The sequence below is a fragment of the Koromonas soli genome, from assembly GCF_059726265.1.
Window position 1 is genome coordinate 1,460,968 of sequence record NZ_AP040872.1, and the last position, 23,907, is coordinate 1,484,874.

General features: G+C 56.9%; 20 protein-coding genes. 11 read left to right on the plus strand and 9 right to left on the minus strand.

Annotated features, from left to right (window positions below; translation table 11 throughout):
* The first annotated feature begins 310 nt into the window (after positions 1–310).
* The 5 genes from ileS (at position 311) to AC6IY8_RS06345 (ending at position 7,479) form a co-directional block, all read left to right on the plus strand.
* Positions 311–3,172, plus strand: coding sequence for an isoleucine--tRNA ligase (ileS, locus tag AC6IY8_RS06325; protein ID WP_497777898.1), 2,862 nt, complete (start codon positions 311–313; stop codon positions 3,170–3,172).
* The gene (lspA, locus tag AC6IY8_RS06330; protein ID WP_497777899.1) at positions 3,172–3,666 is read left to right on the plus strand and encodes a signal peptidase II; all 495 of its coding nucleotides are present in this window, start codon (positions 3,172–3,174) and stop codon (positions 3,664–3,666) included. Before ileS ends, lspA begins: the two co-directional genes overlap by 1 nt.
* 17 nt (positions 3,667–3,683) lie before the next feature.
* Positions 3,684–4,259, plus strand: coding sequence for an ROK family protein (locus tag AC6IY8_RS06335; protein WP_497777900.1), 576 nt, complete (start codon positions 3,684–3,686; stop codon positions 4,257–4,259).
* Positions 4,226–4,576 carry an ROK family protein gene (locus AC6IY8_RS06340; protein ID WP_497777901.1) on the plus strand — a complete coding sequence of 117 codons (351 nt, stop codon included), beginning with the start codon at positions 4,226–4,228 and terminating at the stop codon, positions 4,574–4,576. Before AC6IY8_RS06335 ends, AC6IY8_RS06340 begins: the two co-directional genes overlap by 34 nt.
* Positions 4,577–5,010: 434 nt before the next feature.
* Complete coding sequence (locus tag AC6IY8_RS06345; RefSeq protein WP_497777902.1) at positions 5,011–7,479, plus strand: CehA/McbA family metallohydrolase; 2,469 nt, start codon at positions 5,011–5,013, stop codon at positions 7,477–7,479.
* Between the two features lie 47 nt (positions 7,480–7,526).
* On the opposite strand, the gene AC6IY8_RS06350 is transcribed toward AC6IY8_RS06345, so the two are convergent.
* Together AC6IY8_RS06350 and AC6IY8_RS06355 are read right to left on the minus strand one after the other, a co-directional pair.
* Positions 7,527–9,929 carry a lytic transglycosylase domain-containing protein gene (locus AC6IY8_RS06350; protein ID WP_497777903.1) on the minus strand — a complete coding sequence of 801 codons (2,403 nt, stop codon included), beginning with the start codon at positions 9,927–9,929 and terminating at the stop codon, positions 7,527–7,529.
* Between the two features lie 15 nt (positions 9,930–9,944).
* On the minus strand, positions 9,945–11,027 hold the full coding sequence (locus AC6IY8_RS06355; RefSeq protein WP_497777904.1) for a hypothetical protein: 1,083 nt from the start codon (positions 11,025–11,027) through the stop codon (positions 9,945–9,947).
* A 224-nt stretch (positions 11,028–11,251) separates the two neighbouring features.
* Between AC6IY8_RS06355 and AC6IY8_RS06360 the strand changes: the two genes are divergently transcribed.
* On the plus strand, positions 11,252–11,878 hold the full coding sequence (locus AC6IY8_RS06360) for an RNA polymerase sigma factor (RefSeq protein ID WP_497777906.1): 627 nt from the start codon (positions 11,252–11,254) through the stop codon (positions 11,876–11,878).
* Entirely contained in the window at positions 11,875–12,159 is a 285-nt protein-coding gene (locus AC6IY8_RS06365; RefSeq protein WP_497777908.1) for an anti-sigma factor family protein, read from the plus strand. Before AC6IY8_RS06360 ends, AC6IY8_RS06365 begins: the two co-directional genes overlap by 4 nt.
* Positions 12,160–12,315: 156 nt before the next feature.
* Here AC6IY8_RS06365 and AC6IY8_RS06370 read toward each other — a convergent pair whose 3' ends face one another.
* Entirely contained in the window at positions 12,316–14,154 is a 1,839-nt protein-coding gene (locus AC6IY8_RS06370; protein ID WP_497777909.1) for a tRNA nucleotidyltransferase/poly(A) polymerase family protein, read from the minus strand.
* 335 nt (positions 14,155–14,489) lie between these two features.
* Between AC6IY8_RS06370 and AC6IY8_RS06375 the strand changes: the two genes are divergently transcribed.
* The 4 genes from AC6IY8_RS06375 to AC6IY8_RS06390 all read left to right on the plus strand — a co-directional run bounded on the left by AC6IY8_RS06375 (position 14,490) and on the right by AC6IY8_RS06390 (position 17,332).
* Complete coding sequence (locus AC6IY8_RS06375; RefSeq protein WP_497777910.1) at positions 14,490–14,996, plus strand: DUF6982 domain-containing protein; 507 nt, start codon at positions 14,490–14,492, stop codon at positions 14,994–14,996.
* Between the two features lie 52 nt (positions 14,997–15,048).
* Positions 15,049–16,056 carry a UDP-3-O-(3-hydroxymyristoyl)glucosamine N-acyltransferase gene (lpxD, locus tag AC6IY8_RS06380; RefSeq protein WP_497777911.1) on the plus strand — a complete coding sequence of 336 codons (1,008 nt, stop codon included), beginning with the start codon at positions 15,049–15,051 and terminating at the stop codon, positions 16,054–16,056.
* Between the two features lie 68 nt (positions 16,057–16,124).
* Positions 16,125–16,922 (plus strand): response regulator, encoded by a 798-nt coding sequence (locus AC6IY8_RS06385; RefSeq protein ID WP_497777912.1) that lies wholly within the window; start codon positions 16,125–16,127, stop codon positions 16,920–16,922.
* A 50-nt stretch (positions 16,923–16,972) separates the two neighbouring features.
* Positions 16,973–17,332 (plus strand): hypothetical protein, encoded by a 360-nt coding sequence (locus AC6IY8_RS06390; RefSeq protein ID WP_497777913.1) that lies wholly within the window; start codon positions 16,973–16,975, stop codon positions 17,330–17,332.
* Here AC6IY8_RS06390 and AC6IY8_RS06395 read toward each other — a convergent pair.
* From AC6IY8_RS06395 to AC6IY8_RS06420, 6 genes are all read right to left on the minus strand, one after another.
* A complete protein-coding gene (locus AC6IY8_RS06395) occupies positions 17,307–18,038 on the minus strand; it encodes a lysophospholipid acyltransferase family protein (RefSeq protein ID WP_497777915.1) in 732 nt (243 codons plus the stop codon). The two genes, AC6IY8_RS06390 and AC6IY8_RS06395, sit on opposite strands and share 26 nt — an antisense overlap.
* Complete coding sequence (locus AC6IY8_RS06400; RefSeq protein ID WP_497777916.1) at positions 18,035–19,894, minus strand: M61 family metallopeptidase; 1,860 nt, start codon at positions 19,892–19,894, stop codon at positions 18,035–18,037. The genes AC6IY8_RS06395 and AC6IY8_RS06400 overlap by 4 nt, the downstream gene beginning before the upstream one ends.
* A gap of 2 nt (positions 19,895–19,896) precedes the next feature.
* On the minus strand, positions 19,897–21,312 hold the full coding sequence (gene mpl, locus AC6IY8_RS06405) for a UDP-N-acetylmuramate:L-alanyl-gamma-D-glutamyl-meso-diaminopimelate ligase (RefSeq protein ID WP_497777917.1): 1,416 nt from the start codon (positions 21,310–21,312) through the stop codon (positions 19,897–19,899).
* 15 nt (positions 21,313–21,327) lie between these two features.
* Positions 21,328–22,296, minus strand: coding sequence for a S66 peptidase family protein (locus AC6IY8_RS06410; RefSeq protein ID WP_497777918.1), 969 nt, complete (start codon positions 22,294–22,296; stop codon positions 21,328–21,330).
* Between the two features lie 23 nt (positions 22,297–22,319).
* On the minus strand, positions 22,320–23,120 hold the full coding sequence (gene dapF, locus AC6IY8_RS06415) for a diaminopimelate epimerase (protein ID WP_497777919.1): 801 nt from the start codon (positions 23,118–23,120) through the stop codon (positions 22,320–22,322).
* Between the two features lie 71 nt (positions 23,121–23,191).
* Positions 23,192–23,830 carry an MgtC/SapB family protein gene (locus AC6IY8_RS06420; protein ID WP_497777920.1) on the minus strand — a complete coding sequence of 213 codons (639 nt, stop codon included), beginning with the start codon at positions 23,828–23,830 and terminating at the stop codon, positions 23,192–23,194.
* Positions 23,831–23,907 lie beyond the last annotated feature (77 nt).

Consider the following 23,907-nt stretch of genomic DNA (forward strand, 5'->3'; position numbering starts at 1 on the left):
CGCGCTTACGTCCGACAAGTTGTATTGTGCAGCTTACTAACTATGGTTCCCGGAACTCAGATCCCCACAATCTGGCCGGGCCAAGGAGCACCCACACATTCACCTAATGAGATGCCTCAATGCCCTCTAACGAATGTCCAGCTTTCACGTCTTCTCAAAGTATTCACAGTGGAATAAGCATCTCCACGCTTACTTCCACTGTTGCCCTGCCCCACTCGCATCCGAATCTCGGCTTATAATAAGAAATTCAAGCACTTTCTAGAGGCGGAGCAACCTCCCGCTGACTTGCTGATCGGAGACATAGACCCGAGTGGAACTAAAGGCAACCGTAAATCTGCCCAGTACCGAATTCCCCATGAAGGCGAACCTGCCACAGAATGAGCCTAAGATGCTCGATCACTGGCAGAAGATTCGTATTTACGACCTGATCAGAAAGGCGCGAACCGGCGCTCCTACTTACGTTTTGCACGACGGCCCACCCTACGCCAACGGAGCCATTCACCTCGGCCACGCGCTGAACAAGTGCCTCAAGGATTTTATTGTCAAGTCCCGCACCATGGCTGGGCTTGATTCGCCCTACATCCCCGGCTGGGACTGCCACGGCCTGCCCATCGAGATCAAAGTAGATGAAGCTCTCGGCCGCAAGAAGCTCGAGATGGACCCGCTTGAGGTTCGGAATGCCTGCCGCAAGTACGCCGAAAAATGGGTAAAAACTCAGAGCGATCAGTTCCAGCGCATCGGCGTCCTGGGGGACTTCGACGAGCCGTACTCCACGATGAACAAGGAGTACGAAGCCCGCGTCATTGAGAACTTCTACGCCTTCTTCGAGAAGGGCCTGGTGTACAAAGGTCTCAAGCCCGTGTACTGGTGCATTAACGATCGCACCGCGCTAGCCGAAGCCGAGGTCGAATACGCCAATCACACCAGCCCCAGCGTTTATGTCAAATACGCGCTCAAGAGCGATCCAGCGGCCATAGCGCCCGAGCTAGCCGCTTACGCTGGCAAGGTCAGCACAATCATCTGGACGACCACTCCCTGGACGCTGCCCGCCTCGCTGGCCGTGGCCTTCCACCCTCGCGCCGAGTACCAGGCGCTCGAAGATATCGCCACCGGGCAGGTGTACATCCTTGCTACCGAATTGGTCGCGACCGTTCTGCCGAAGCTGGGCCTTGACACTGCGGGCATGAAAATCGTCGCGCGCTTCCCCGGCGAGAAGCTTGAACGCGCCATTTTTGCCCATCCGTTCCTCGATCGCGACGTCCTCGGAGTGCTTGCTGACTACGTCACCATGGACACCGGCACCGGCGCCGTTCACACGGCGCCTTCGCATGGTGCTGATGACTTCTACACCGGCGTCAAGTACGGACTCGATCCCACCACGCACGTCGATGCAGGCGGTCACCTGTTCGATGGACTTCCCGAATACGACGGCTTAAAGGTCTTTGCCGCCAACGAGCCCATTATCGAGTTGCTCAAGTCTCGCGGCGTGCTCCTCGGGCGTGAAAACATCGAACACTCCTACCCGCACTGCTGGCGCTGTCACAAGCCTGTCATCTTCCGCGCTACCGAGCAATGGTTCATCTCCATGGAAGGCAAGATCAACGACGGCACCCTGCGCAGCGAAGCTCTCAAGGCCATTGCAGGCGTCAAGTGGGATCCTGCCTGGGGTGAGGAGCGCATTGCCAACATGGTTGCCACGCGTCCCGACTGGTGCATTTCACGCCAACGCATCTGGGGCGTGCCCATCGCTGTCTTCTTCTGCGAATCCTGCGGCAAGTTGCACGAGGACCCCGCCACCAATCGCGCCGTCGTCAAGTTGTTCGAGCGCGAGGGGGCGGATGCCTGGTACGCGCATCCCGCGTCTGAAATTGTCCCCGCCGGAACCAAGTGCGCCTCCTGTGGCGGCACCGCATTCCGCAAGGAGATGGACATCATCGACGTCTGGTTCGAGTCCGGAGCTTCGCAAGCTTCCGTCCTTCCGCGCATCTTCGGTTCCTGGAAGCCCGCTGACATGTATCTCGAGGGTGGCGACCAGTACCGCGGGTGGTTCCACTCATCCCTGCTCTGTTCCATCGGACTCAATGGCGAGTCGCCATACAAGGCCGTAGCCACCAATGGCTGGACACTCGACGAAAACGGGCGCGCCATGTCGAAATCGCTTGGCAACACGGTTGACCCGGTCGATATCGCCAAGCGCATGGGTGGCGATATCGTTCGCTTCTGGGTCGCTTCCGTGGACTTCCGCGAAGACGTGCGCGCCAGCGAAAACCTGATGAACCGAGTCGCGGAAAATTATCGCAAGATCCGCAACACCTTCCGCTACATCCTCGGCAACCTGCACGGCTTCTCGCCCACTCAGGATGCGATTGCGTTCGAGCAGATGGAGCCGCTCGATCAGTACATGCTTTTGCGCACCGCCGACGTTGCCGGCGAGGTTCGTGGCTGGTACGACCAGATGCTGTTCCATCGCATCTACCAACGCCTCAACGAATTCTTCGCCGTAGATCTCAGCGCGCAGTACTTTGACATTCTCAAGGATCGCCTTTACACGTTCCCGCGCAGCTCGCGCGAGCGCAAGTCAGCGCAGACCGCCCTATGGCGCATCGGTGAGGCGCTACTGCGACTCATCGCTCCCATCCTCAGCTTCACTGCCGATGAAGCCTGGACCTTCATGCCGAAGTTGCTCTCGCGTCCTGAAAGCGTGCACCTTTCGCTGCTTCCAAACGCGTCCGACATCACCGGCCAGATCCGCGATCGCGAACAGGCCGCTCAGGTTCGCGACGACTGGAATTTCCTGTTCTCCGTGCGTGAGCAGGCTCTTCGTCATCTCGAGGAACTGCGCAACAACAAGACGATCAAGGCCAATCTCGAAGCTCGCGTCGCAATCACCGCCTCGGGCGATGATTACAAACGCCTCGCGCAATACTCCGACAAACTGCCCGCCCTGTTTGTCGTATCTCAAGTTGAACTCAAGGCCGGCGAAAAGAAGTCCGAGCTCGCCTTCGAAGTGGGCAAGGCTCTAGGAGAAAAGTGCGAACGCTGCTGGAACTACTCGATCCACGTCGGTGAGGATAAGAAGTACCCCACCATCTGTGAACGTTGCAGTGCCAACGTGGCCATCATCGAACGCGAACAGGCCGAAAGTAGTGCGTCCGGGAGCACCAACGCATAATGTCGCGTGCAAGTCTGCGATTGTTCTATCTCAGCGTGGCGGCGGTCGTAATCATCATCGACCGCCTCACCAAAATCATTGTCGCCCACCGCGTCGAGTTAAATTTCGGCAATGTGCAGGTCATTCCGAACTTCTTCTCCATCACGCACGTCGAGAACACCGGAGCCGCTTTCAGCCTCTTTGCTGACTGGTCGCCCCGAGTGCGCGTCCCCTTGCTGGTTGGCTTTTCCTCGGTTGCAATGATTGTTGTTTGCTACCTGCTCTGGAAGTCTGCCGCCAAATTCACCGCCACCGGGCTGGCTCTCGCGCTCATTCTCGGCGGCGCCATCGGAAACCTCTACGACCGTATCCTGTTTGGCCGTGTAACGGACTTCCTGCACTTCTACATCGGCAATCACATGTGGCCTGACTTCAACATGGCGGACAGTGCAATCGTCTGTGGTGCCACGCTCCTGTTCTTCGACCTACTCTTCGGCCCTAAGACCGCGAGTTAAAACGGACCGGCGACCCTATGCAAATCGGCATCGATCTTGGCGGTACAAAAATAGAAGTAATCGCACTCGACGATTCAGGCTCAACGCTCCTTCGCCACCGCGTCCCCACTCCTGCCGGAGACTACGCCGCCATCGTTGAGGCCATCGCTGGCTTGGTTGAACTCGCGGAGAATACAACAGGTCAATCCGGCACCGTAGGCGTTGCCACACCCGGAGCCATCTCGCCCGCCACCGGTCTGCTGAAGAACTCCAACAGCACGGCCCTGAATGGCAAGCCTCTCGACTGCGATCTTGAAACGCGTCTGCAACGCCCCATTCGCATGCAGAACGATGCCAACTGCATGGTTTTATCCGAGGCTGTTGATGGAGCAGCGGCAGGCGCCCACGTCGTCTTTGGCGTGATTCTCGGCACCGGTGTCGGCGGTGGGCTCGTGGTGGATCATCAAGTCCACGTCGGTCGGAACCGCGTCGCCGGAGAGTGGGGACATAACCCTCTTCCGTGGCCCAATGAGGCAGAACTACCTGGTATTGCGGCAAGCACGGGTGCATCGAAACCTTCGTGTCCGGACCGGGCCTCACCCGCGACTACCTGACCCGCACCACTCAGGAGACGCCCGCAATCGACATAGCCGCACTTGCCGAATCCGGCGATCCTGTCGCACGCGAATGCCTCGACCTCTATCACGACCGACTTGCACGCAGCCTAGCTACTGTCATTGACGTCCTTGACCCCGACGTCATCGTCCTCGCGGGCGGTCTCTCCAACGTCCCCAGTCTCTACACCGCCGTTCCCGCACTACTCAGCTGCTACACCTTCTCCGCCGACCTCGGAACGCCCATCGTCCGCGCCGTGCACGGAGACTCCAGCGGAGTGCGCGGTGCCGCCTGGCTCTGGCCTCGATCACGATAACTCCGCCCCGTCGCCTTTGTCCCGATCTTCGGGACTGCGAACATCTCTAAGGTTTCTGCCATCCCAGTTCGGGAAGTCTCGCAATTTACCGCCAGCCGTCCCCGCCATCTCTCCTCAAAGGTGCAAACATTATGCCCTTCGTTTTCGGGCTGAGACGCGCACTTCTACGACATCGATTGGCTGAATGCTGAGGAGGTAATGCGATGAAACGTCGTCCGACTCAGGGATCTTTGAATAGACTCTCATTATCTGCAGCGCTCACCTTCGTCCTTGTATTCTTCTGCTTAAGCGCAAACGCAGTCGGCAATCCTGTCAAGGGCGACCGATCAGCTCCTACCGTAACTGCTTTCTCGCTCCCGGCAACCTCTACAACGCTCAATGTGCCTATTCTCAATTTTACTGCCACGGACAATATCGGAGTGGCCGGCTATTCTGTGACTGAAACTCAGACTGCGCCTTCCGCGTCCGCAAATGGATGGTCTTCTGCGCCTCCTACCTCTCACACTTTTGCAAGCGCTGGGACTAGAACGCTCTACGCTTGGGCCAAGGATGCCGCCGGAAACCTTTCATCCAAGAAATCCGCAACGGTCGTCATAACACTTCCAGACACTACTCCACCGGTCGTGACTTCCTTCACTGTGCCAACGACGAGTGCTAACCTCACCATCTCCATTTCGCGTTTCACCGCCTCTGATAACTTCGGCGTCAACGGATATCTGATAACCGAGACCTCAACCGTTCCCTCAACGACAAATTCTGCATGGACCGTCAGCGCTCCAACCGCGTACACGTTCTCTACCGAGGGCAGCAAGACCCTTTACGCCTGGGCCAAGGATGCCGCAGGAAACGTATCGGTCAGCAAGTCCGCGTCAACGGTGATAACTCTGGCGGATACCGTTCCGCCTGTACTCACCGCCTTTTCTATCCCATCCACCGCTTCTTCACTCACTGTGGCGATCAGTAGCTTCACTGCATCTGACAACATCGGTGTAACCGGCTATGCCGTAACCGAATCTTCTGCCGCGCCCACCGCATCGTCCAACGGATGGTCCACCCAGCCCCCCACCTCCTACACATTTGCAAGCGCCGGGAGTAAAGCTCTCTACGCTTGGGCCAAGGATGCGGCCGGAAATGTATCTGTCAGCATGATGGCGTCTGTGGTCATCACGCTTCAGGCGTCAGGTCCCGAACCCTCAGGCTGGTACGCGGGAGACATGCATGTTCACCGCAGTTGTGGCGGATCGCCGGAAACTGTCTCGGCCATGTATAACCGAATGTCCCCCCAGAACTTGTCCGTAATTTCTCTTCTCGCTGATATGGGCAACGGTGAGGTTCAAAACGCAACAACAGATCTGCCGCTCGTGAATGGGGTGGATGACCCCATCTCAACGCCCGGACGAATTCTTCACTGGGATGCCGAATGGCATTGGGACGCCCTTTACAGCCAATACCCTCACCAGGCGCTAGGTGGACACATCGTTGCGCTCGGACTCTCTGATGCTCAGCAGATGTGGGACGAATCAACGTATCCGATCATCGACTGGGCACACCGGCAAAATGGCATCGCCGGCTTTGCTCACATGCAGTACCTAGACGGGACCATTCCGCAAACACTCACCTGCTGCACTCCAATCGAATACCCCGTTGAGGTCGCGTTAGGATCGGCTGACTTCATTTCCGAAGATGTTGATGACGTCACTTATACCGGCGGAAACATGTATCCGGAGAATGCTATTCAGGCATACTATCGGCTGCTGAATACCGGCTTCCGTCCCGGCTTCGCTGCTGGCACCGACTATCCCTGCAACTCCGGTGCGTCACTCGGGTCTTTGCTTACCTACGTTCAGGTTTCCGGCGATATGTCTTACCGCAACTGGATCCTCGGTATAGCCAGAGGCAGGACCGTTGTTTCCCGCAACGGACATAACGAGTTTCTTAGCCTCACCGTGAACGGAATTGCTACGCCGGGTGATGAAATCAAATTGCCTGCGGCCGGCAATGTCCAGGTAGCAATTCAGTGGACTGCGAACCAAAGCTACACTGGCACGATTCAGTTGGTGAAAAACGGAGTTGTCGTGGCCAGCACCCAAGGCGCGGTGAATGCTGGTGTTCCTGCCAACCTCAATGCCACAGTCGATATTTCAGCAAGCGGATGGTTAGCTGCGCGCAGGATGGACACTAAAGGACATGTCGTGCACACCGCAGCCATATTTGTAACCGTGAACGCTGCGCCCGTGCGCGCGAGTGCCGTTGATGCTCAGTATTTCGTCGATTGGATGGATAACCTGCTGCAGAAGACCTCGCCCGGCGGCGCTTGGAATTCGTTCTTCGCCACTAGTCTCAGCGCAGTGCAAACGCGATACCAAAACGCCAAGGCCATCTTCCAGCTGATCGAAAAAGAAGCGGCAGCAAACAGCGGCACTGCCTCGGGGCAGTCAATCTTCACTTGGCAGGTCCCCGGCACCTTCGAGAACGATTCGCCTTATGAGCTTGGCACTAAGTTCTGGGCTGATATTCCTGGGCAAGTCACGATGGTGCGGTTGTTCACGGCTCCTGCTGAAGGTGGAAATCATACCGTACGGATCTGGCAAGCCAGCAACGGAGCGCTCTTAGCCGGGCCCTACACGTGGAACATCGCCTCCGGCGTATCGGAATGGAAGACCTTCTCGCTTCCCACGCCGCTCACGATATCCGCGAATATCGACTACATCGTTTCGATATCGAACAGTAGTGATCAGTATTACGCTGGCGAGAACAACGGCTTTTCCAGCCCAATCTCGAACGGCAATCTCCACACCTATGTCGGGAGTGGCGTCTGGACTTCCTCAATGGGAACCATGCCCACCAACACATGGGAAAACAGCAATTACTACCGTGACATAGTATTCGTTCCCGCGAGATAAGTTCCGTGAGAGAAGAGCACGACATTCAACCGTGCTCTTTTCTAGACCTATTGAGAAACCTTGATTGCCCCGGCAGTTGTAGGATACAAGCGCTCGTACACTTTCGCGTTGCGCACAATCGCCTGCACATATTCGCGTGTCTCGGTGAACGGAATCGATTCTACGAATTCCGGCACATCGCGATAGTGTCCCGCCTGCAGCCAGTCGTCCACGCGATTTGAGCCTGCGTTATATGCTGCGAGCGCGTACTCTACCTGCCCGTGGTATTGCGTCACCATCTCCTTGAAGTAGCGCGTCCCAAGCTGAATATTCACCGTCGGTACCAGCAGCGAAGCAGTTGAGAAGTGCTTGATCCGTGCGGCTTTTGCTTCGCCCTTGCCCACTTGGGCCAGCAGTTGCATCAAGCCATACGCTTTCGCATTTGATACCGCTCCCGGATTGAACTCGCTCTCCTGCCTTATCAGCGATGCCACCAGATACGGGTCCAGCGAATTCGCCAACGCGTTCTTCTGCAAGTCCGTCCAGTACGGACGCGGGAACAAAATTTCCCAGTAAGCCCGCGGCAGGTCCGCCAAGTCCACAGAGTAATACCCCGGTAGCGACTTCTTCAGGAACTGCAGTGCGCGATGGCTTTGTCCGCCGTCCTGGTAAATACGCGCAATTTGCAGAGTTGCCCACCGCGCTCCCTGCCCACCTTGTTCGGCCTGCAGTTCGCGAATCGCAAACTCATTCAGTCCCGCATTCAGCAGCAGCTTGCTCTTTTCAGCCCTCAACTGGTTCGGCGGAGGCTCCAATTCCAGCGCTTCGGGCCCCGGCACCTTCACCACGGGAATCTTCGCGAGCCGCGCATCTTCCGTCAGCGCTACGTTCTGCACTGCCGCCGGAAGCTTCTCCAGCCGCTCTCGGCCGAGGTAGCCGTAGTAGTAATTCCGATAGCGTTCACCCAGCTTCGAATACCACGCCCGAGCCATCGCGTAATCATGCTCATCTTCGGCAATTCGCGCGCGCCAGTACAACGCAGCCGGCACCTCGGTGCGTTCGGGATAATACGCAACCTGATCTTCGAAATCTTTCTTGGCGTTCTCCGTCCGTCCCTGACGGTAAGTCAGCCACGCTGCCTTCCAGTGCGCATAGCTCGCCCGAGAACTCGACGGGAACCGCTGCTGCATCTCGCGGAACAGATCAATTGCTCGGTCGTAGTTCTTCTGCAGCAGGTACATGTTCCCTGCCGACAGCAGTGCCTGCTCCAGCCACGGACTTGAGCTAGCTTCCTGCCTCATACGTTGCAGGTTCTGCACCACCGCGCTCTCGTTGTTTTGGCTGCGAGCAATCTCCCCCATCAGGTACAGCCGTTGCGCGTTCGCCTCTCCCGTTGCATTCAACTGCTCCAGCAGTTGCTGCCCTTCCTTGATATCGATGTGCCGCAACGTCGCCGCCAGCGCCACCTGGATGCCAGGAATCTCATTCAGCGGAGCCTTTTCCTCCAACTGGCGATACTCGCGCGCAGCATCGGCCCACCGTCCGGCCTTTGCCAGCAAATCGGCTCGCGTCTTTTCCTCGGTGTACGTTCCTTCCAGCGCCGATCCCGCCGTAGTCAGTTGCGCCGCAGCCTGTGTGGCCTCCGCGCTCGCCGGCATCGTGAAGTACAGGTGCTTCAATATCTGCATCCCCTTTTCGGGATGCTCCGTGTGCATGTATGCCTTGCCCAACGCAAGCTCTACCGAGGCGCGCGTCGGTTCGCGATGCGCCTCAAGGTAAGTAATCGCCTCCTGCGTTTTACCTTGCGCCATCAGCGACGACGCATAGACATCTACTACGTCCTTCAGAAAGATCGATTCCGGAGAATCCTGCTCGAAGTTCTTCAGAGCATCCAGCACCTTGGCGCTGTCGCCTTGTCCCCCATAGGAAATAGCTTCCAGATACCGCACATAATCGTGCAGCTCTCCAATATGCGGTTTCGCCTTGTCCAACGCGGTGATTGCCTGCGGATACTGCTGATCCAGAACGTGGGCGTATCCCACGGCCAGCCACGCCAACGCTCCTGCATCGGTCCCGGCATGCCGACGCGCGTAACCCTCCACGCCCGCGTATGCGGTTGGCGTGCGGTTCTCCACCAGTTGACGCGCCATCACCTTCAGGTCGGCAGACGCCACGAATGCCCGCGTCATGCGACGCATCTTCGCCGGTGAAACCTTCTTTGACTTCGAAGCCGCTGCAGTGACGCGTCCTTTTCCCGCCTTCTTGCTCGTGGCAGTCTTTCCGGCAGCCCCCTTGGCCGAGGAAGAACTCTTTGCGGCAGAGCTCTTCGCAGCGCTCTTCTTTTTAGCGCTCTTCGTCTGTGCCTGGGTCTTGTGCGTTGAGGATTTTGTCGCATCCGCGGCGGGGCGCGCCGCAGCCAAGGTGGTAAGCGTCAGGAGGAGTATTGCGATAGAACGAGACTTTTTAAGCATGACCGCTAATTCAGTTTACCCCGGAAAACCTGGTCCCATGACCGCTCGGTTGTTATCCGCAAGGATTCTTATGAGCTCCTGAGTGAAGAAATCAACATCTCTCACGGATTCACCGTAGCGTTTTTGATAAGCGGCACGGCTCTTTTCGATATCCTCGTGCAGCCTGCTGTAGAGATCGCCTCGTGCGCGTCCCTCTGCGACTTTGTTCTGGTTGTACAACTTGATTTCGTCCACCAGCAATTTCGCAAATCGCCGCGCTTTCTCGTGAGCCTCATCCAGCGCAGGCGTCGCGGCAACCGCCGCCACCCTTTCACTTTCGCCGCCCGCTGCTGATAGTGTATTGGGCGTCGCGTAAGCACTTGCATGCCTCACGCCGTGCATTCCAGGAGAATCCTGTCCCTCCCCTGCTGCATACGAAGCATTCTGCTGCTGTGCCGTTGCCACCTGCGGCTCGGGTGCCCGCGCAGCTTCCGCCTGAGGATGGGGCGGCGCTCCCGCCGGTGAAGCTTTTCGATACACCAACAGATCCAGAGTAAGTTGCGCGACCTGCGCCAGTACTTCCAGCTTCGCGACATCCTCGCTACGTTCCGAAACGCCCAGCAGTATTGCTGCAATCCTTTCCTTCAGAGATACAGGAACAAGCAGCACCCGTGCGCCGCTGCCCAATCGAAGCCTCTGCGAAAATGACGGCTCGAATTCCGAAGCATTTGCCACTACCGCTGCTCCCGAAGCCATAACCTTCGCCACAGGCCCGTGAGCGGGGTCAATCGTTACTTGTCGGAACTCCTCCGCGCTCGCAAGCCCATGACAATTCCAACCTACCGCCTGTGCTCCTCGAAGAATCAAAAGACCGCACCCGGACATGATCTTCGAACTTGCTGCGAGCAACGCCTCCAGTGCCTCGGTCTGTGTGCGGGCTCTGGAAATCAGGGCTGTTCCGTCACGCAACTCGCCTGACCGATCACTTTGCTGAGGAGTGCCACTTTCCAATGCGGATCTCATCCGCCGCGCGACATCCTCCGCGAGCTCTTCTAAATAGTCCTGTAGCGCCTCGCGGCAGGCCTTTGTGGCAATCTCGCGGATCAGGTCGTTTTCCATGGCGTCGTTCGGGGGTCTCTCCCGGCAAAATATGGGTAAATGAGCTCTGCTCGGATTATGGTGGCCCACCTGGGCCATGTCAATGTGCTGGCCTCAACTTCAGCATGAGCCCGGAATCTCAAGGGCTACGTCCTCTGCAACTCACGCTTTGTCATCTGCTCCCGCACCTTATACAATGAGCCACGCAGCATATTTAAACGCGGAATTTCTGAATCGACGAACGAATGGAAGCCATCGAAAACAAAGTAGGAGAACCACCGAGCGAAGAAAGCACCCTCGTTGAAGCTGCTCGCTCTGGCGACATCGGTGCCTTTGAATCGCTTGTACGGCGGTACGATCGGAACGTATTCCGCATCGCTCAGCACATCACTCAAAATCGTGAGGATGCTGAGGACGTAGTCCAGGACGCGTTTCTGAAGGCGTACCAGAACCTTGGCCAGTTCCAGGGGCAGTCGAAGTTCTACACCTGGCTGGTGCGAATTGCGGTGAACGAAGCCCTCATGAGACTCAGGCGGCGACGCCCGGAGCGGATGGTTTCGATCGACGAAGATGTAAAGACGGAAGAGGATTCCATGCCGCGTGAGATCGCGGATTGGTCTCCGAATCCCGAACAGCAGTACACGCAGGCGGAACTGAAGGAAATTCTTAGTAAGACAATTCAAGGATTGCCCCCCAGTTTTCGAACGGTGTTCGTCCTGCGTGATGTGGAAGGGCTCTCAACCGAAGAGACGGCATCTGCTCTCGATTTGAGCGTCCCGGCTGTGAAGTCGAGATTGCTTCGCGCGCGTCTGCAATTGCGTGAGCGTCTCAACAAGTATTTCAAACGACGCGATGGAGACACCCGACCGTGAAATGCTCTGATTTCCTCAAAGAGCTGACTGACTATCTCGACAACACCATGGACTCACGAACCAAGGCTGAACTCGAGGAACACTTACAGTGGTGCCATAACTGTTACGTCGTCTGCAATACAACCAAGAGCACGATCGAAATCTATCGGGATTCCAAGCTCTACGAACTGCCTGACGAACTTCGAACCCGCCTTCATTCCGCCATCATGACCAAATGTCAATGTCATCAGGATGACGTCGAAGCCGCCGGCACCACCTCCGAAGACAAGCCCTCGAAATAGCGAAAGAGTATCCAATAACTTCAAGGAGGCCCCTTATTGGGGGCCTCTTCGTTTGCTTGAAATCATCACGCTCGCCGACACACGCAGAAGCAAGTACAACAGGGTGGCCCAGAGTTGGCGTTTTTCCAACTCTGGGTTCCGGAACTGATCTTAGAACTACCGTTTCTTCGCCAATTTCTTTACCGCCACCTTCTTCACAGGCTTGGCGATCTTCTTCGCCACGGGCTTTGATTTCGGCACAGCCTTCGCGGCTACTTTCTTATGCGCAACCTTCGCCAACGGTTTAGCCGATTTCGCGACAGGTTTTCCTTTAGCCGCGACTTTCTTCACCGGCTTGGCAGATTTTTTTACCACTGGTAGCGGCTTCCCTTTCGCAACCTGCTTGACTGGAGCTTTCGGCTCTGGCTTCGCAACTTTTGCGGACTTCTTTGCTGGGGCCGCCATCGTGACTTTCTTGGCTGGCGGGGCTGCCTGCTTCACAGGCTTCTTCTCCACAACCGCAACTTTCTTCTGCGCGGATGCCTTACTTCCGGCGTTCGCTGCTGCCGCAGCCGCAACCTGCTTCTCTGCCGGATGCTTCTCCTCTACAGCCTTTTCGGCGGGAGCTGGCGCCTCGGCAACGGCCGCCGGAGGAGTTGCAGGAACTTTTACTGCTGCCCCCGCCGCGGCTTTCTTCGCTGCAGCCCTTCCCCGGCGCACCGGCGTCGGAGGCGGTGGCGGAGGAGGTGGCTCATAAGGAGCCAGAAACTTCATGATTTCGGTTTCGGAACGCAGCTTTCCATCTAGGATCAGCATGAAAGCTTCCTGACAAATCTGCTGATATTCCGGCAACTGCGGAGTAATCCGCAGTGACGCCATCTCTGTTACAGGAATCTTTTCCTGCAGTTGACGCCACTTTCCAAAGAAGTTCTTGATCTTGTCGTCAACCGTCTTGTTCTTGCCGGTCACGTCAAGATACAGCAGCGCCTCAGGCTTTGCCTCAGCCAGAGTCTTCCAGGCCCCTGAATTTGACGCAGCTTCCTTCGACAGCAACTTCTTCGAGAGTTCCTTAGCATCGCTGTCCAGCCGCTTCCACGATTCCACAAACTCACGGTGTGGAATCAGTTTCTGGATCTCGGCAATCTCATCATGCCCGAGCCTGTGCGTCAGAAAGTGCATTACTGCTGGAGCCGCATCCACATTGATATTGAAATCCGCCATAGTGGCGCGCGTTTTTAGCAGCTTTGCCAGTTCAGGATCGTCTGCCTTAGCGGCCGTCCACTTCGAGCACAGAACCTTCAGCCAGCCCTCGCGCTCCAGCGCGTACATAACGGCCACCGGGCTCTCTTCGTGTGCAATCTGCTCGATTTCGTATCCGATTGCACGTTGCCCAAGGTACTGAATATACTCACCTTCTTTGGCAGACTCGTAACGTGCGCGGGTTCGCTCTTCCAGTTCCCAGCCAAAACGGGCGGCAAAACGTGTCGCGCGAATCAATCGCGAAGGGTCTTCCAGGAACGAGTAGCTGTGCAGCACTCGAATCAGCCGTGCTTCGATGTCGGCAGCGCCATTGAACGGGTCGAGCAGCAAGCCTCTGGAGCCGTCATTCAGCGACAACGCCATGGCGTTAAAGGTGAAATCGCGTCGCTTTAAGTCCTCATTGATCGTCGCAGGTGTGATGGCTGGCGGTTTGCCGGGCTTGTCAAACACCTCTGACCGCGCCATCGCAATCTCCACAGGAGTCCCCTGGAAGACGGCATGCAGCATCCTGAACGTGTTATCGACCATGTCGATAATCGCCCCTGCTTCTTCCAAGTCCTTCTTGAGTTCTAGTGGATTCCCCTGAACTGTAAGATCAAGGTCGCGGATGGTGAATCCAGTGAGGATGTCGCGGGTCGCCCCTCCGGTCAAATACACATTCATGCCGTGAGACCGGGCTATCTGCTGAACCGTGTTGACCGTCCGCAACTGGTCGGGGGTCAGCCGGCTCTCCATTGTGTAGATGTAATCGGCCATGGTGTTTAACGCACTGCTATCAGATACTTAAATGCACAGAGTTACAAAAACACTTGAAACAATTAAGAATTCTGTGACCCAAAACATCCAGTCATTAACTCGTTCACGGCAAGCTACTTACAGCGAACTGCAACATTCCCGCTACAAACTCCAGACAATATCACAAGCGCGATACGCTTGGCTACTCTGAATGCCAGACGGCTGTTGATATTCTAGTGAATATGAAACTAAGGCGTTCCACGGTAACTCTTCAATTACCTCTTCGGTGGATTTTGTTTCCTCCTGAACCAAGGGAGTGCGACAATCAATCGAGGATTAGGTACTCTCTCTGAGAATTGGTATCTAAGAAGATGGCGTCCACGCACAAGAAGGTCATCGTCCGCAAGGTGGACCGCGACAGCGTACAAGGCTACGTTGCGTCCGAAGACTTTCTTGTCGGGCAAAAGTTCGAGCTGCTCAACACCGCCGGAAACGTTGTTCTCATCGATCTCAACGAGATCAAGGGAGTGTACTTCGTCCGCGACTTTGCCGACGCCAACTCTTTGCAGCGCAAGACGTTCACCACTCGGCCTCGCATCGAAGGGCTCTGGATCCGCCTGCGTTTCCGCGACGCTGAGACGCTTGAGGGTCTCATGCCCAACGATCTCACCCAGGTACGCGCTGAAGGCTACTTCCTTAATCCTCCAGACACACGCGGCAACATCCAGCGAATCTTTGTTCCGCGTTCCGCACTCTCCGAAATCACCGTATTAGCCGTGATTGGCTCAGCTGCCCGTAAACGTCGGCAACCGGAGCCGGAACAGCAAACTCCGCTTCTTTTCACCGAGGCTCCAACCGAGTAGCGTTTTGTTTCTGCTGACTTCTGAGGTGCTGCTCCTGTAGGCTAGACCCAAGATGAAACTGTCAGATATTGCCCAGCGCCTGGGCGCAACCCTTGAAAACGCCTCGCCTGAAGTTGAGATCACCGGTGTCGCCGGAATCGAAGAAGCTGGCCCCCAGCAAATTACCTTCATCTCCAACCCCAAGTACACTCCGATGGCGAACACCACCAAGGCTGCCGCGATTCTCGTGCCACCCGACTTCCCTGCTTCGCAGCATCCGGTATTGCGCATCGCTAATCCCTACCTGGCGTTCGCACGCGCGCTCGAGTTCTTCTACCAGCCACCTAGATACTCTCCGGGTATTCACCCCACTGCCGTCATCGACCCTTCAGCCAAAATCGCAGCGGGGACTCATATTGGTCCTTATGTCGTCATCGACGCTGATGTGGTCATCGGCGAGAATGCCGTGCTACTGGCGCATGTCGTCATCTACCGCGGAGTGAAAGTCGGCAACCGGTTCTTCGCGCATTCCCATGTTCAGGTTCGCGAATTCTGCGAGTTAGGCGACGATGTCACGCTCCAGAATGGAGTTGTGATTGGAGCCGACGGTTTCGGCTTCGCCCGGGATGGCGCCCGCGGATGGCACAAGATCGTGCAGTCCGGCACCACTCGCCTTGCCAACCGCGTTGAAGTGCAGGCAAACTCGTGCGTGGACCGCGCCAGCATCGGTGTCACCAGCGTGGCAGCCGACACGAAGATAGACAACCTGGTGCAAGTTGGTCACGGCTGCAAAGTTGGCGAACACACCATGCTCTGCTCGCAGGTGGGACTCGGTGGCTCCTCTCACGTAGGAGACAATGTAATTCTGGCGGGTCAGGTAGGTGTTGCCGGACATCTGACTATAGGAGATGGCGCCATCGCCACGGCGCAAACCGGTATTCCCCACGACGTCGCGCCGGGAACCATGGTCAGCGGCTATCCGGCGATTGAAAATCGTCAATGGTTGCGGGCCGTCGCAGTATTCAACAAGCTTCCCGAGCTCGCTAAGGCGCTCCGAAAGTTAAGTCGCGGTACCGAATAGCGCAATTTGTGCCCCAAAGTTCTAGTTTGCATCCGATATCAACAGGTTCGAAAAGGTGGAGACAGCGGATGGATGAATCGAAGCAGTTCGAACTGGTAGAAGGTGGCAAGTCCGAAGATCAGAAACCGATTTGCGTGTTGCTCCTGGATGATCGCGAAGAGAACCTGCTGTTGCGCTCCACCATTCTTCGGCAGAAGGGCTACAAAGTCGTTACCGCAATTTCGATCGAAGAAGCTGAAACCAAGCTGAACGACATCGACATCGCTGTCCTCGACTACCACCTCGGCGCGGGCAAATTTGGTACCGAGGTCGCTAATTCCCTTCGCGTCAAGCGCCCCGAAGTGCCCATCATCATTCTTTCCGCGACGCTCGAGCGCAAGTTCGGCGGCATTGCGGACATGCATCTGCTCAAAGGCAACAGTTCCGTCGAAGAATTGGTGCAGGCCCTTCGCAGCTTCGAAGCCAAGCGCCGTGGGCGTCCTGTCGTGGTTGATTCGCGTGACTTTTACTATTCGCGCATCATCCTGGCCATGGGCGACGACATGGTCATCGAGATTCTCGATCGCGAGGGCAACTGGCAATACGTCAATGACTATTTTGCCGCCCTCAGTCACCAGCGCCGTGGATGGTACGTCGGCCGCAACATCTTCGACCATTTTCCCGAAATGCGCGACGAGTGGGGAGAAATCATCCGCACCGTTGCCGACACCCGCGAAACCTACATCGACCGCCGCAACAACCGAGCCATGCCCCACCTCCCTGCCGAGTCGCAGCACTGGCAGTGGAACGTGCTGGTCTTCCCCATCAAGTTGCATGACGGGCGCGATGGTGTCGTCCTCAGTGCGCGGCTAATTGAGAGAAAGTAAGCACGCTGGTGGCGTGCAGATTCGCCGCTTTCCAGCGTAGAATGTCAGCCATGAAGAGTGCTGCTCGCGTGGTTCTCGGCTGTCTCTCGTCGATGGCGCTGTTTTCCGCTGGGTGCAACTATTCCAAGCCGGTGATGTATGTGGATATTTTCAATCACTCCGGCCATACCATGCAGAACGTCGAGATCAAGCACCCCACTGGCATCTTTGGGCTGCCCGAACTGCGTAACGAGCAGACACATCGCCACATGGTAGTGCTCGGCGCGCCCTGCAAGTTCAACATTGCTTTCGAAGACGAGACTGGCCGCAAATACTCCAGCGCCTACGACCTCGGCTCCAAGTGTCCTACCGAGGTTGCGTTTGAGGTCGGTGTCGGCATGTCGATCAGTGAGAGGCGGGTTCGACCGTAGTCGAGTCGCGATACTGTTCTGGAAGCCCGCTGTAGATTGACGCCCGAACAGCCGCAAGCAGTTCTTCTTTGCTCGCAAACAGATGCGGGTCAACCGGCTGGTGTATCTTGACTGTGACCTCGCCTTTGCGCATCACCATCGCCCCCTTCGGCCACGCCTCGTGACTGCCGACAATGGTGATTGGCACTACCGGAACGCCTGCCTCCATCGCAAGGTGAAACGGTCCTTTTTTGAATGGCAGCAAGCGCCCATCACGTGAACGAGTGCCCTCCGGAAACACCAGCATCGGCGTGCCCGATTGCAGTACGCGTGCCGCGCCACGAACGCCTTCGATCGCCGACTTTCGGCTTGCCCTATCCACTGCGACGAAATTCGCAGCCCGCATCCCCCGCCCAAACAGCGGAATCTTGAAGAGTTCCTGCTTTGCAATGATTGAGATTCGCCGGTTCAGCGCCCGCGTAATAATCGGAGGGTCCAGGTTCGAAACATGGTTTGCCATGAAAAGATAGGCGCGATCTTCCAGCCGCTCCATACCCTCCGTGCGCACTCCTATCCCCGCCAGACGATAACCAGTCGTCGCCGCCCACAGCGAGATATTCCAGAGCACGTCGATTCGCCCGGTGATATACAGCGCCGGAAATCCAATCAGCGCTGCTACTATCGCCAGCACGACCCAGCACAAGACACAAAAAAACAAACGGATCACTGCGCCACTCCCGCGTCCGCTTCACCGCGCAGGAATGCCGTACGGCGGCTCCTAATCTGCTGCGAGAGATTCGGCAAATCCTCAAATTGATATTCGTCGATCTTCTTTGTGCTTACAGGCAAGTCAAGCTCTCTTACTTCTCCCGAAGCTGCTCTCACCTTCAGATGAACCGGCTTCTTCGGCTCGCGCTTTTGGAGTACCTGGTTGAAGTCGCCCGTGACTTCAACGCCATCCGCCTCCATGATCGCATCTCCGACGGCCAAATGCATCCGCCCCGCAGCCGAATTCTCATCGACACGCGTAATCGTCGTTGGCCGCCCCAGCCCACGTGAACTCGTGAATCCCACATAAGGCTGCTCGCCTTGCCGATGGCCGAGGTTCAGTCCCACGTAAGCGAATGCCTGCTGATACGGAAGTTCGTCCGTGCCTGAGATATATTTTCCAAAGAAATCCCTGAAGTCACTTCCCGTCAAAACCTCCAGTGCCAGCCGCACGCCTTCCGAATCGTCGAAGTACGTTCCCGGCTTCGCGTAGCGCTGATTCATGTACTGGAACAGGTCACGTAAGCAACGCCGCCCATTGGTCAGCCTGCGCATCTCAAGATCAATCAGGAAACCAAGTATCTCGCCCTTCGTGTAATAAGAGATGCTGCGGTCAGGACGATGATATGCGGCATACACATCGAACCACGTATCCAGGCTCGACTCCTCCGCCGATTGTGTCAGCCGTGCGCTGCGAGCCTGCAACGTTCCAATTACTCCCGCCAAATGCGTCAGTGCTCGCTTCTCGTCCTGCAACCCAGCGCGGACCAGCAGAATATCTGCCGCTGTGCTCGTCATGCCCTCGCTGAACCACAATGCCCGCGTGTACTGTTCTTTCGTGTAGTCGATCGGCTCCAGCGACTGCGGTCTGATTCGCTTCACGTTCCAGAGATGAAAAAACTCGTGCGCCGAAACCCCGGCCGCGCTGGTCACGTCCTGTTTCATGCGGTCGCCAGCCACATCGATTGCGGTTGAGTAGGCGTGCTCCATGCCGCCGCTCCCCGAACCATGAGCCACCATGTAGAGAAAAGTGTACTGGTCATACGGACGGTCCTGCATCCAGTCCACGCCCGCCGCAGTAATCTTCTTCAGCATCACGCGAAGAGCAGCAAGATCGACATCTGGCGAATCCACCACAATCTCGTACTTCGCACCACCCTGCTCAAATCCGCTCTCGTACAACTTCCCCACCATCACCGGTGAATCCACCAGCCGGTCGTATTTCGGCGCGGTCGCAGCATTGGCGAGTTCGTCGCCGGTTCGTGCTCCCAGCACACCACCGTCATGCAGTCTCCACCCGGAAGGAAGATCCATCAGCCGAATCGATACCGGAGCCGCGCGATCTTCGGGTCGATACACCAGCACCTGCGCCCAGTTAAAGAAACCATGCTGCGCATCAAGCGCCGCTCCAAACGTTCCTTCATCATTCGTTAGCACGTCATAACTGAAAGTCACGCAGGGATGGTTGCCAGAGGTCGTCAGCTTCCAGGTCGTCTTGTCTGATTTCTCTGCACGTGCGTCTTTCGTATCGCAGCGGTCACACATCCACTCCGGAACGCCCTCGTATGCTCTTACATGATTCACGTTCACCGCGAAATCGCGAACCTGGTACAGCGCATTCCACACAGGAAGCTGGAATTGTCCGACTGGTTGATGCGCCACTGCGTCCACATGCACCATGTGCTCGCTCGTCCGCTTCAGCGAAACGCCATACGCTACGCCCTGTGCCGGGCACCAGTAAGGAGAATCCTGTGCTGCGAGCGAACCCGCCAGCACTGTGAGAGCTGCGATCAGTAGTCCACGTCTTGCTAGCATCGTCACCTTGACTGCACCTGCAGCGCCGCCGGCAACTTCTCGTAAATTCCGCCAAAACCACCATTGGAAAGAATGGCGACGACATCTCCGGACGCCAGCTCTGGCGCCACCTCGCGCACGATTGCGTCCACATCCGGCAGCTGCCGTGCCATCACTCCACGCGCCTTCAGCTCGCCGACCACAGCATCAACGTCGAGTCGCTCTTCCGGCTTGAGCGCGTCAGTAGTCTTGAAAAACACACTGGCGATCACAACCTGATCCGCCTGCGACAGGCTCCCCACCAACTCATGCTGAAAGACATTCCGCCGTAGCGTGTTCGAGCGCGGCTCCAGAATTGCCCATAGCTTGCGGCCTGCATAGCGGTCTCGCAGCGCTCTCAACGTAGCTGCAATCGCCGTTGGATGATGCGCGAAATCGTCAATCACCGTAATGCCGTCAATCTCCGCGCGCACCTCCAGCCGCCGCTTCACACTCCGGAACCCGCGCAGCGCTCCCGCGATGGTCTCTGCTGGAATGCCATACGAATATGACAGTGCCGCTGCCGCTGTTGCGTTCAGCACGTTGTACTCACCCGCCAGTGCAAACTCAAAATCCGCGAAGTGTTCGTCTCCGCGATGTACCGTCCACTTCGTGCTGCTCGCTCCATAGTTCACGTTGCTGATGTGCCAGTACGAGTCCGCGCCAAAGCCATAACGTTCTACCGGACAGAACGCGCGCTCCACGCACTCCGAAACATTCGCGCTTCCGTCCCAGGCGATCACTTTCCCGCGCCGCGGCACAAGGTTCACCAGCCGTTTGAATGCGAACTTCACCGCCTCGAGGTCGCGATATATGTCGGCGTGGTCAAACTCAACCGATGTCAGAATCACCGCATCCGGAAAGTAATGCAGGAACTTCGGCCCCTTGTCGAAGAACGCCGTATCGTATTCATCGCCTTCGATGATGAATTCCTTGCCGTCCGTCACCGCAAAGCTGGAGCCGAAATTCTCCGCAATCCCTCCCACTAGAAACGACGGATTGCGCCCAGCATATTCGAATATCCACGCGGTCATACTCGTCGTAGTGGTCTTGCCATGCGTTCCGGCAATCACCAGCGAATTGTGTCCGCGAATAAACTCCTGATGAATCACCTCAGGCATCGACACAAACGGCAGTCGCTGATCCAGCAGATACTCCAATTCAGGATTGCCACGCGAAATCGCGTTCCCTACAACTACGACATCCGGAGCCGGCGTCAGATTCTCCTCTGCAAACGGCTGCATTACGGGAATTCCCAGCGACTCCAGGAACGTTGACATCGGCGGATATGCTGCCGCGTCCGAGCCGCGCACATCGAGCCCACGTGCTTTCAGCATCCCCGCCAGTGACGCCATCGCCGTGCCGCAAATTCCAATCAAGTGAATCGAGCGAGCTTTCATCAATGCCACTAATCCTTATAAATTTCCAACTGTCGCTTCGAGCTGCGAAGACGCCTCTACCCGCAACCGCGCACCACGCTCGGAGCTCTCCAGCATCGACGGCACACCAAACGGCATTGTGAGATTCCTTGCCTCGACGTGCCCTGACGGAACGCCAAACACCACTGGCACCCGCAGAGGTGCAACGATGTGCTCGACCACCTCGCGTACCGACTCGTCCTCCGCGCAACCCGAAGAACACTTCAGCATCTCGCCGAACACAAATCCGCGGACGCCTTTCAATTTCCCAGCCAGTGAAAGCTGCATCAGCATTCGATCGATGCGATACGGCTTCTCGTTCACATCTTCCAGAAAGAGTATCTTTCCCTCAGTATCGATTTCCCACGGTGTTCCCAGCGAAGCCACTACAACCGACAGACACCCACCGATAATCTTTCCCTCGGCGGTTCCGCTTACGATCGTGCTCACGCCCGAGCCCACTGCAAATTCAAACCCAAGCGCCTCACCGCGCAAAGCCGCGCCGAACGAAGCCACATCAGCGCGGCCGCACGCAAAATCGCTGGCCACCATCGGCCCATGGAAGGAGACGATGCCAGCGCGATCCAATGCGAGCAATAATGACGTGTTGTCGCTATACCCTACAAACGGCTTTGGCTTCTGTTTAAGAAATTCGAAGTCCAGCAGTGGCAGCAGATAATTCGATCCATATCCGCCCCTGGAGCAGACAATCGCATCCACGTCATCGCGCCGCCACATCTCCATCAGCGCTGCCGCTCGCGCTCCATGAGCACCGGCAAAATCGCCGTCGCGTTCCAGCGCTATCGGAGAGATCTCAACCTCGACCCCGAGCGCAGCACTTAACTCTGCCGCACCTGTTTTCAGCGCATCGCCATCCACACAACTCGCCGCGCTCACTACGCCAATCTTGCGCAGCTTCCGCAATACGGCAGGACGATTGCCAAACTGAATGGGCTCTGACTTCATGCCATGATGTTAAACGAAAACCGCTACAGGAAGTATTCTCCCGAGCAGATTAGAATCGCCGACCCTTCCAGCATCAGCGAACTGCCCGATTTCCACTGCACGCGCTGTGCGCCTCCGGGGGCAACCACCATCAAGTTCTCCGAAGCTCCCCGCATTGCGATGGCCGCCGAAGCCGTAGCCGAGCTCCCGGTACCCGACGACTGGGTCTCGCCCGCGCCACGCTCGTAAATGCGAATAGCGATCTTCCCGGCGCTCTTCACCTGCACCCACTCCACGTTCACGCCCTCGGGAAACAAATCTGAGCGGGCCTGAATCGCCTGCGAATCCTTCTGCCATTCCGCCGGAAACTCCTCGACGAAAATCACAAAGTGCGGATTCCCCATCGACACAGGCACACCCTCATAACGAGCGTTGCCAGCGTCAACACGAAATGGCTGCTCTACCTTCGGCGATCCCATGTCGGTCAGGAAGTCATACTTATTCCCGCTCTGCCCAGTGAGCTTGCAGCGTTTCGAACCCGCATCAGTGGCGATCAGCAGATCGTTTGCGCCCCCGCTTGCAACCAGGTGAGCCGCAACGCACCGCGTGCCATTTCCCGATAGTTCCGCAAACGAGCCATCCGCGTTAATCAGATGAATACGCGCGTCATGACCTTGCTCGTCGCTCAACCACTCCACGCCATCTGCACCCACGCCATTGTGACGGTCGCAAATTGCCCGAGTCAGCGCAGCTGCGTCTTCTCCCTGCAATTCTTTGCGCACGATCAGGAAATCGTTCCCGTACGCGCTTGCTTTGACGAATGGAACTCCAGTTCCCCTCTGCAATGCTTACTCCCGTTCGCTTGAACTGAATGAAATAATCTTGCGGCTGGCGAAGCCATCCCGCAGCGTCTTCTCTAAATCGGCGTGCGTCTTCGGCTGTGCCTCCAGCGTGAATCAACCTGAGCTAACGTACGGTCGTGTGACATCTTTAGTTGTTCAATCCTGCTGGCATTATCCGCACGTCCCTGATTCACCAGCCGATAGAGTTCATCCGTGTCCATCGCCTCTACTCTGTACGTAGCCGGATACGGTCGCACGAATACCCTCTTCTCCAGGATTCCCAGAATCAGCAGCCCGAAGATGACAAGCACTGTCGCCATCGCAGCTGGAAACATCAGCCCTGCACCTGCGCACATCCCAATCGCAGCTACAACGAAGATCGTCGCCGCCGTCGTTACACCCTGCACACCCGCTCGATGATGCAGAATCGAACCTGCACCAATGAATCCAATGCCTGCAATGATCTGAGCCGCAATTCGCGTCTGATCCTGCCCGCTTCCGGCCAGCAACGAAGACAGAATGGTAAACATTGCCGAGCCGAAGCACATGAACATGTTGGTGCGCAGTCCTGCTGGCCGATGCTTCACCTCTCGCTCGAGCCCGATTGCACCGCCCAGCACGGCGGCGACCGCCAGGCGAACCAACACAGTGCCCACCGTATCTGCAGGAGTGGCCTGCAACGTTCTCTCCAGAAACGGAAGCGATTCCAGCATTTACACCTCGCATCAGGAGCTTCGCAGGATTGTACACCGCAAAAAGGCCACGGCATCGAACCGTGGCCTCCTTACAA

Coding starts and splice junctions, on each gene's coding strand:
- lspA (WP_497777899.1), top strand. CDS start 3,172: ATGTCGCGTGCAAGTCTGCGATTGTTCTATCTCAGCGTGGCGGCGGTC.
- AC6IY8_RS06335 (WP_497777900.1), top strand. CDS start 3,684: ATGCAAATCGGCATCGATCTTGGCGGTACAAAAATAGAAGTAATCGCA.
- AC6IY8_RS06350 (WP_497777903.1), bottom strand. CDS start 9,929: ATGCTTAAAAAGTCTCGTTCTATCGCAATACTCCTCCTGACGCTTACC.
- AC6IY8_RS06355 (WP_497777904.1), bottom strand. CDS start 11,027: ATGGAAAACGACCTGATCCGCGAGATTGCCACAAAGGCCTGCCGCGAG.
- AC6IY8_RS06360 (WP_497777906.1), top strand. CDS start 11,252: ATGGAAGCCATCGAAAACAAAGTAGGAGAACCACCGAGCGAAGAAAGC.
- AC6IY8_RS06370 (WP_497777909.1), bottom strand. CDS start 14,154: ATGGCCGATTACATCTACACAATGGAGAGCCGGCTGACCCCCGACCAG.
- lpxD (WP_497777911.1), top strand. CDS start 15,049: ATGAAACTGTCAGATATTGCCCAGCGCCTGGGCGCAACCCTTGAAAAC.
- AC6IY8_RS06385 (WP_497777912.1), top strand. CDS start 16,125: ATGGATGAATCGAAGCAGTTCGAACTGGTAGAAGGTGGCAAGTCCGAA.
- AC6IY8_RS06390 (WP_497777913.1), top strand. CDS start 16,973: ATGAAGAGTGCTGCTCGCGTGGTTCTCGGCTGTCTCTCGTCGATGGCG.
- AC6IY8_RS06400 (WP_497777916.1), bottom strand. CDS start 19,894: ATGCTAGCAAGACGTGGACTACTGATCGCAGCTCTCACAGTGCTGGCG.
- mpl (WP_497777917.1), bottom strand. CDS start 21,312: ATGAAAGCTCGCTCGATTCACTTGATTGGAATTTGCGGCACGGCGATG.
- AC6IY8_RS06410 (WP_497777918.1), bottom strand. CDS start 22,296: ATGAAGTCAGAGCCCATTCAGTTTGGCAATCGTCCTGCCGTATTGCGG.
- AC6IY8_RS06420 (WP_497777920.1), bottom strand. CDS start 23,830: ATGCTGGAATCGCTTCCGTTTCTGGAGAGAACGTTGCAGGCCACTCCT.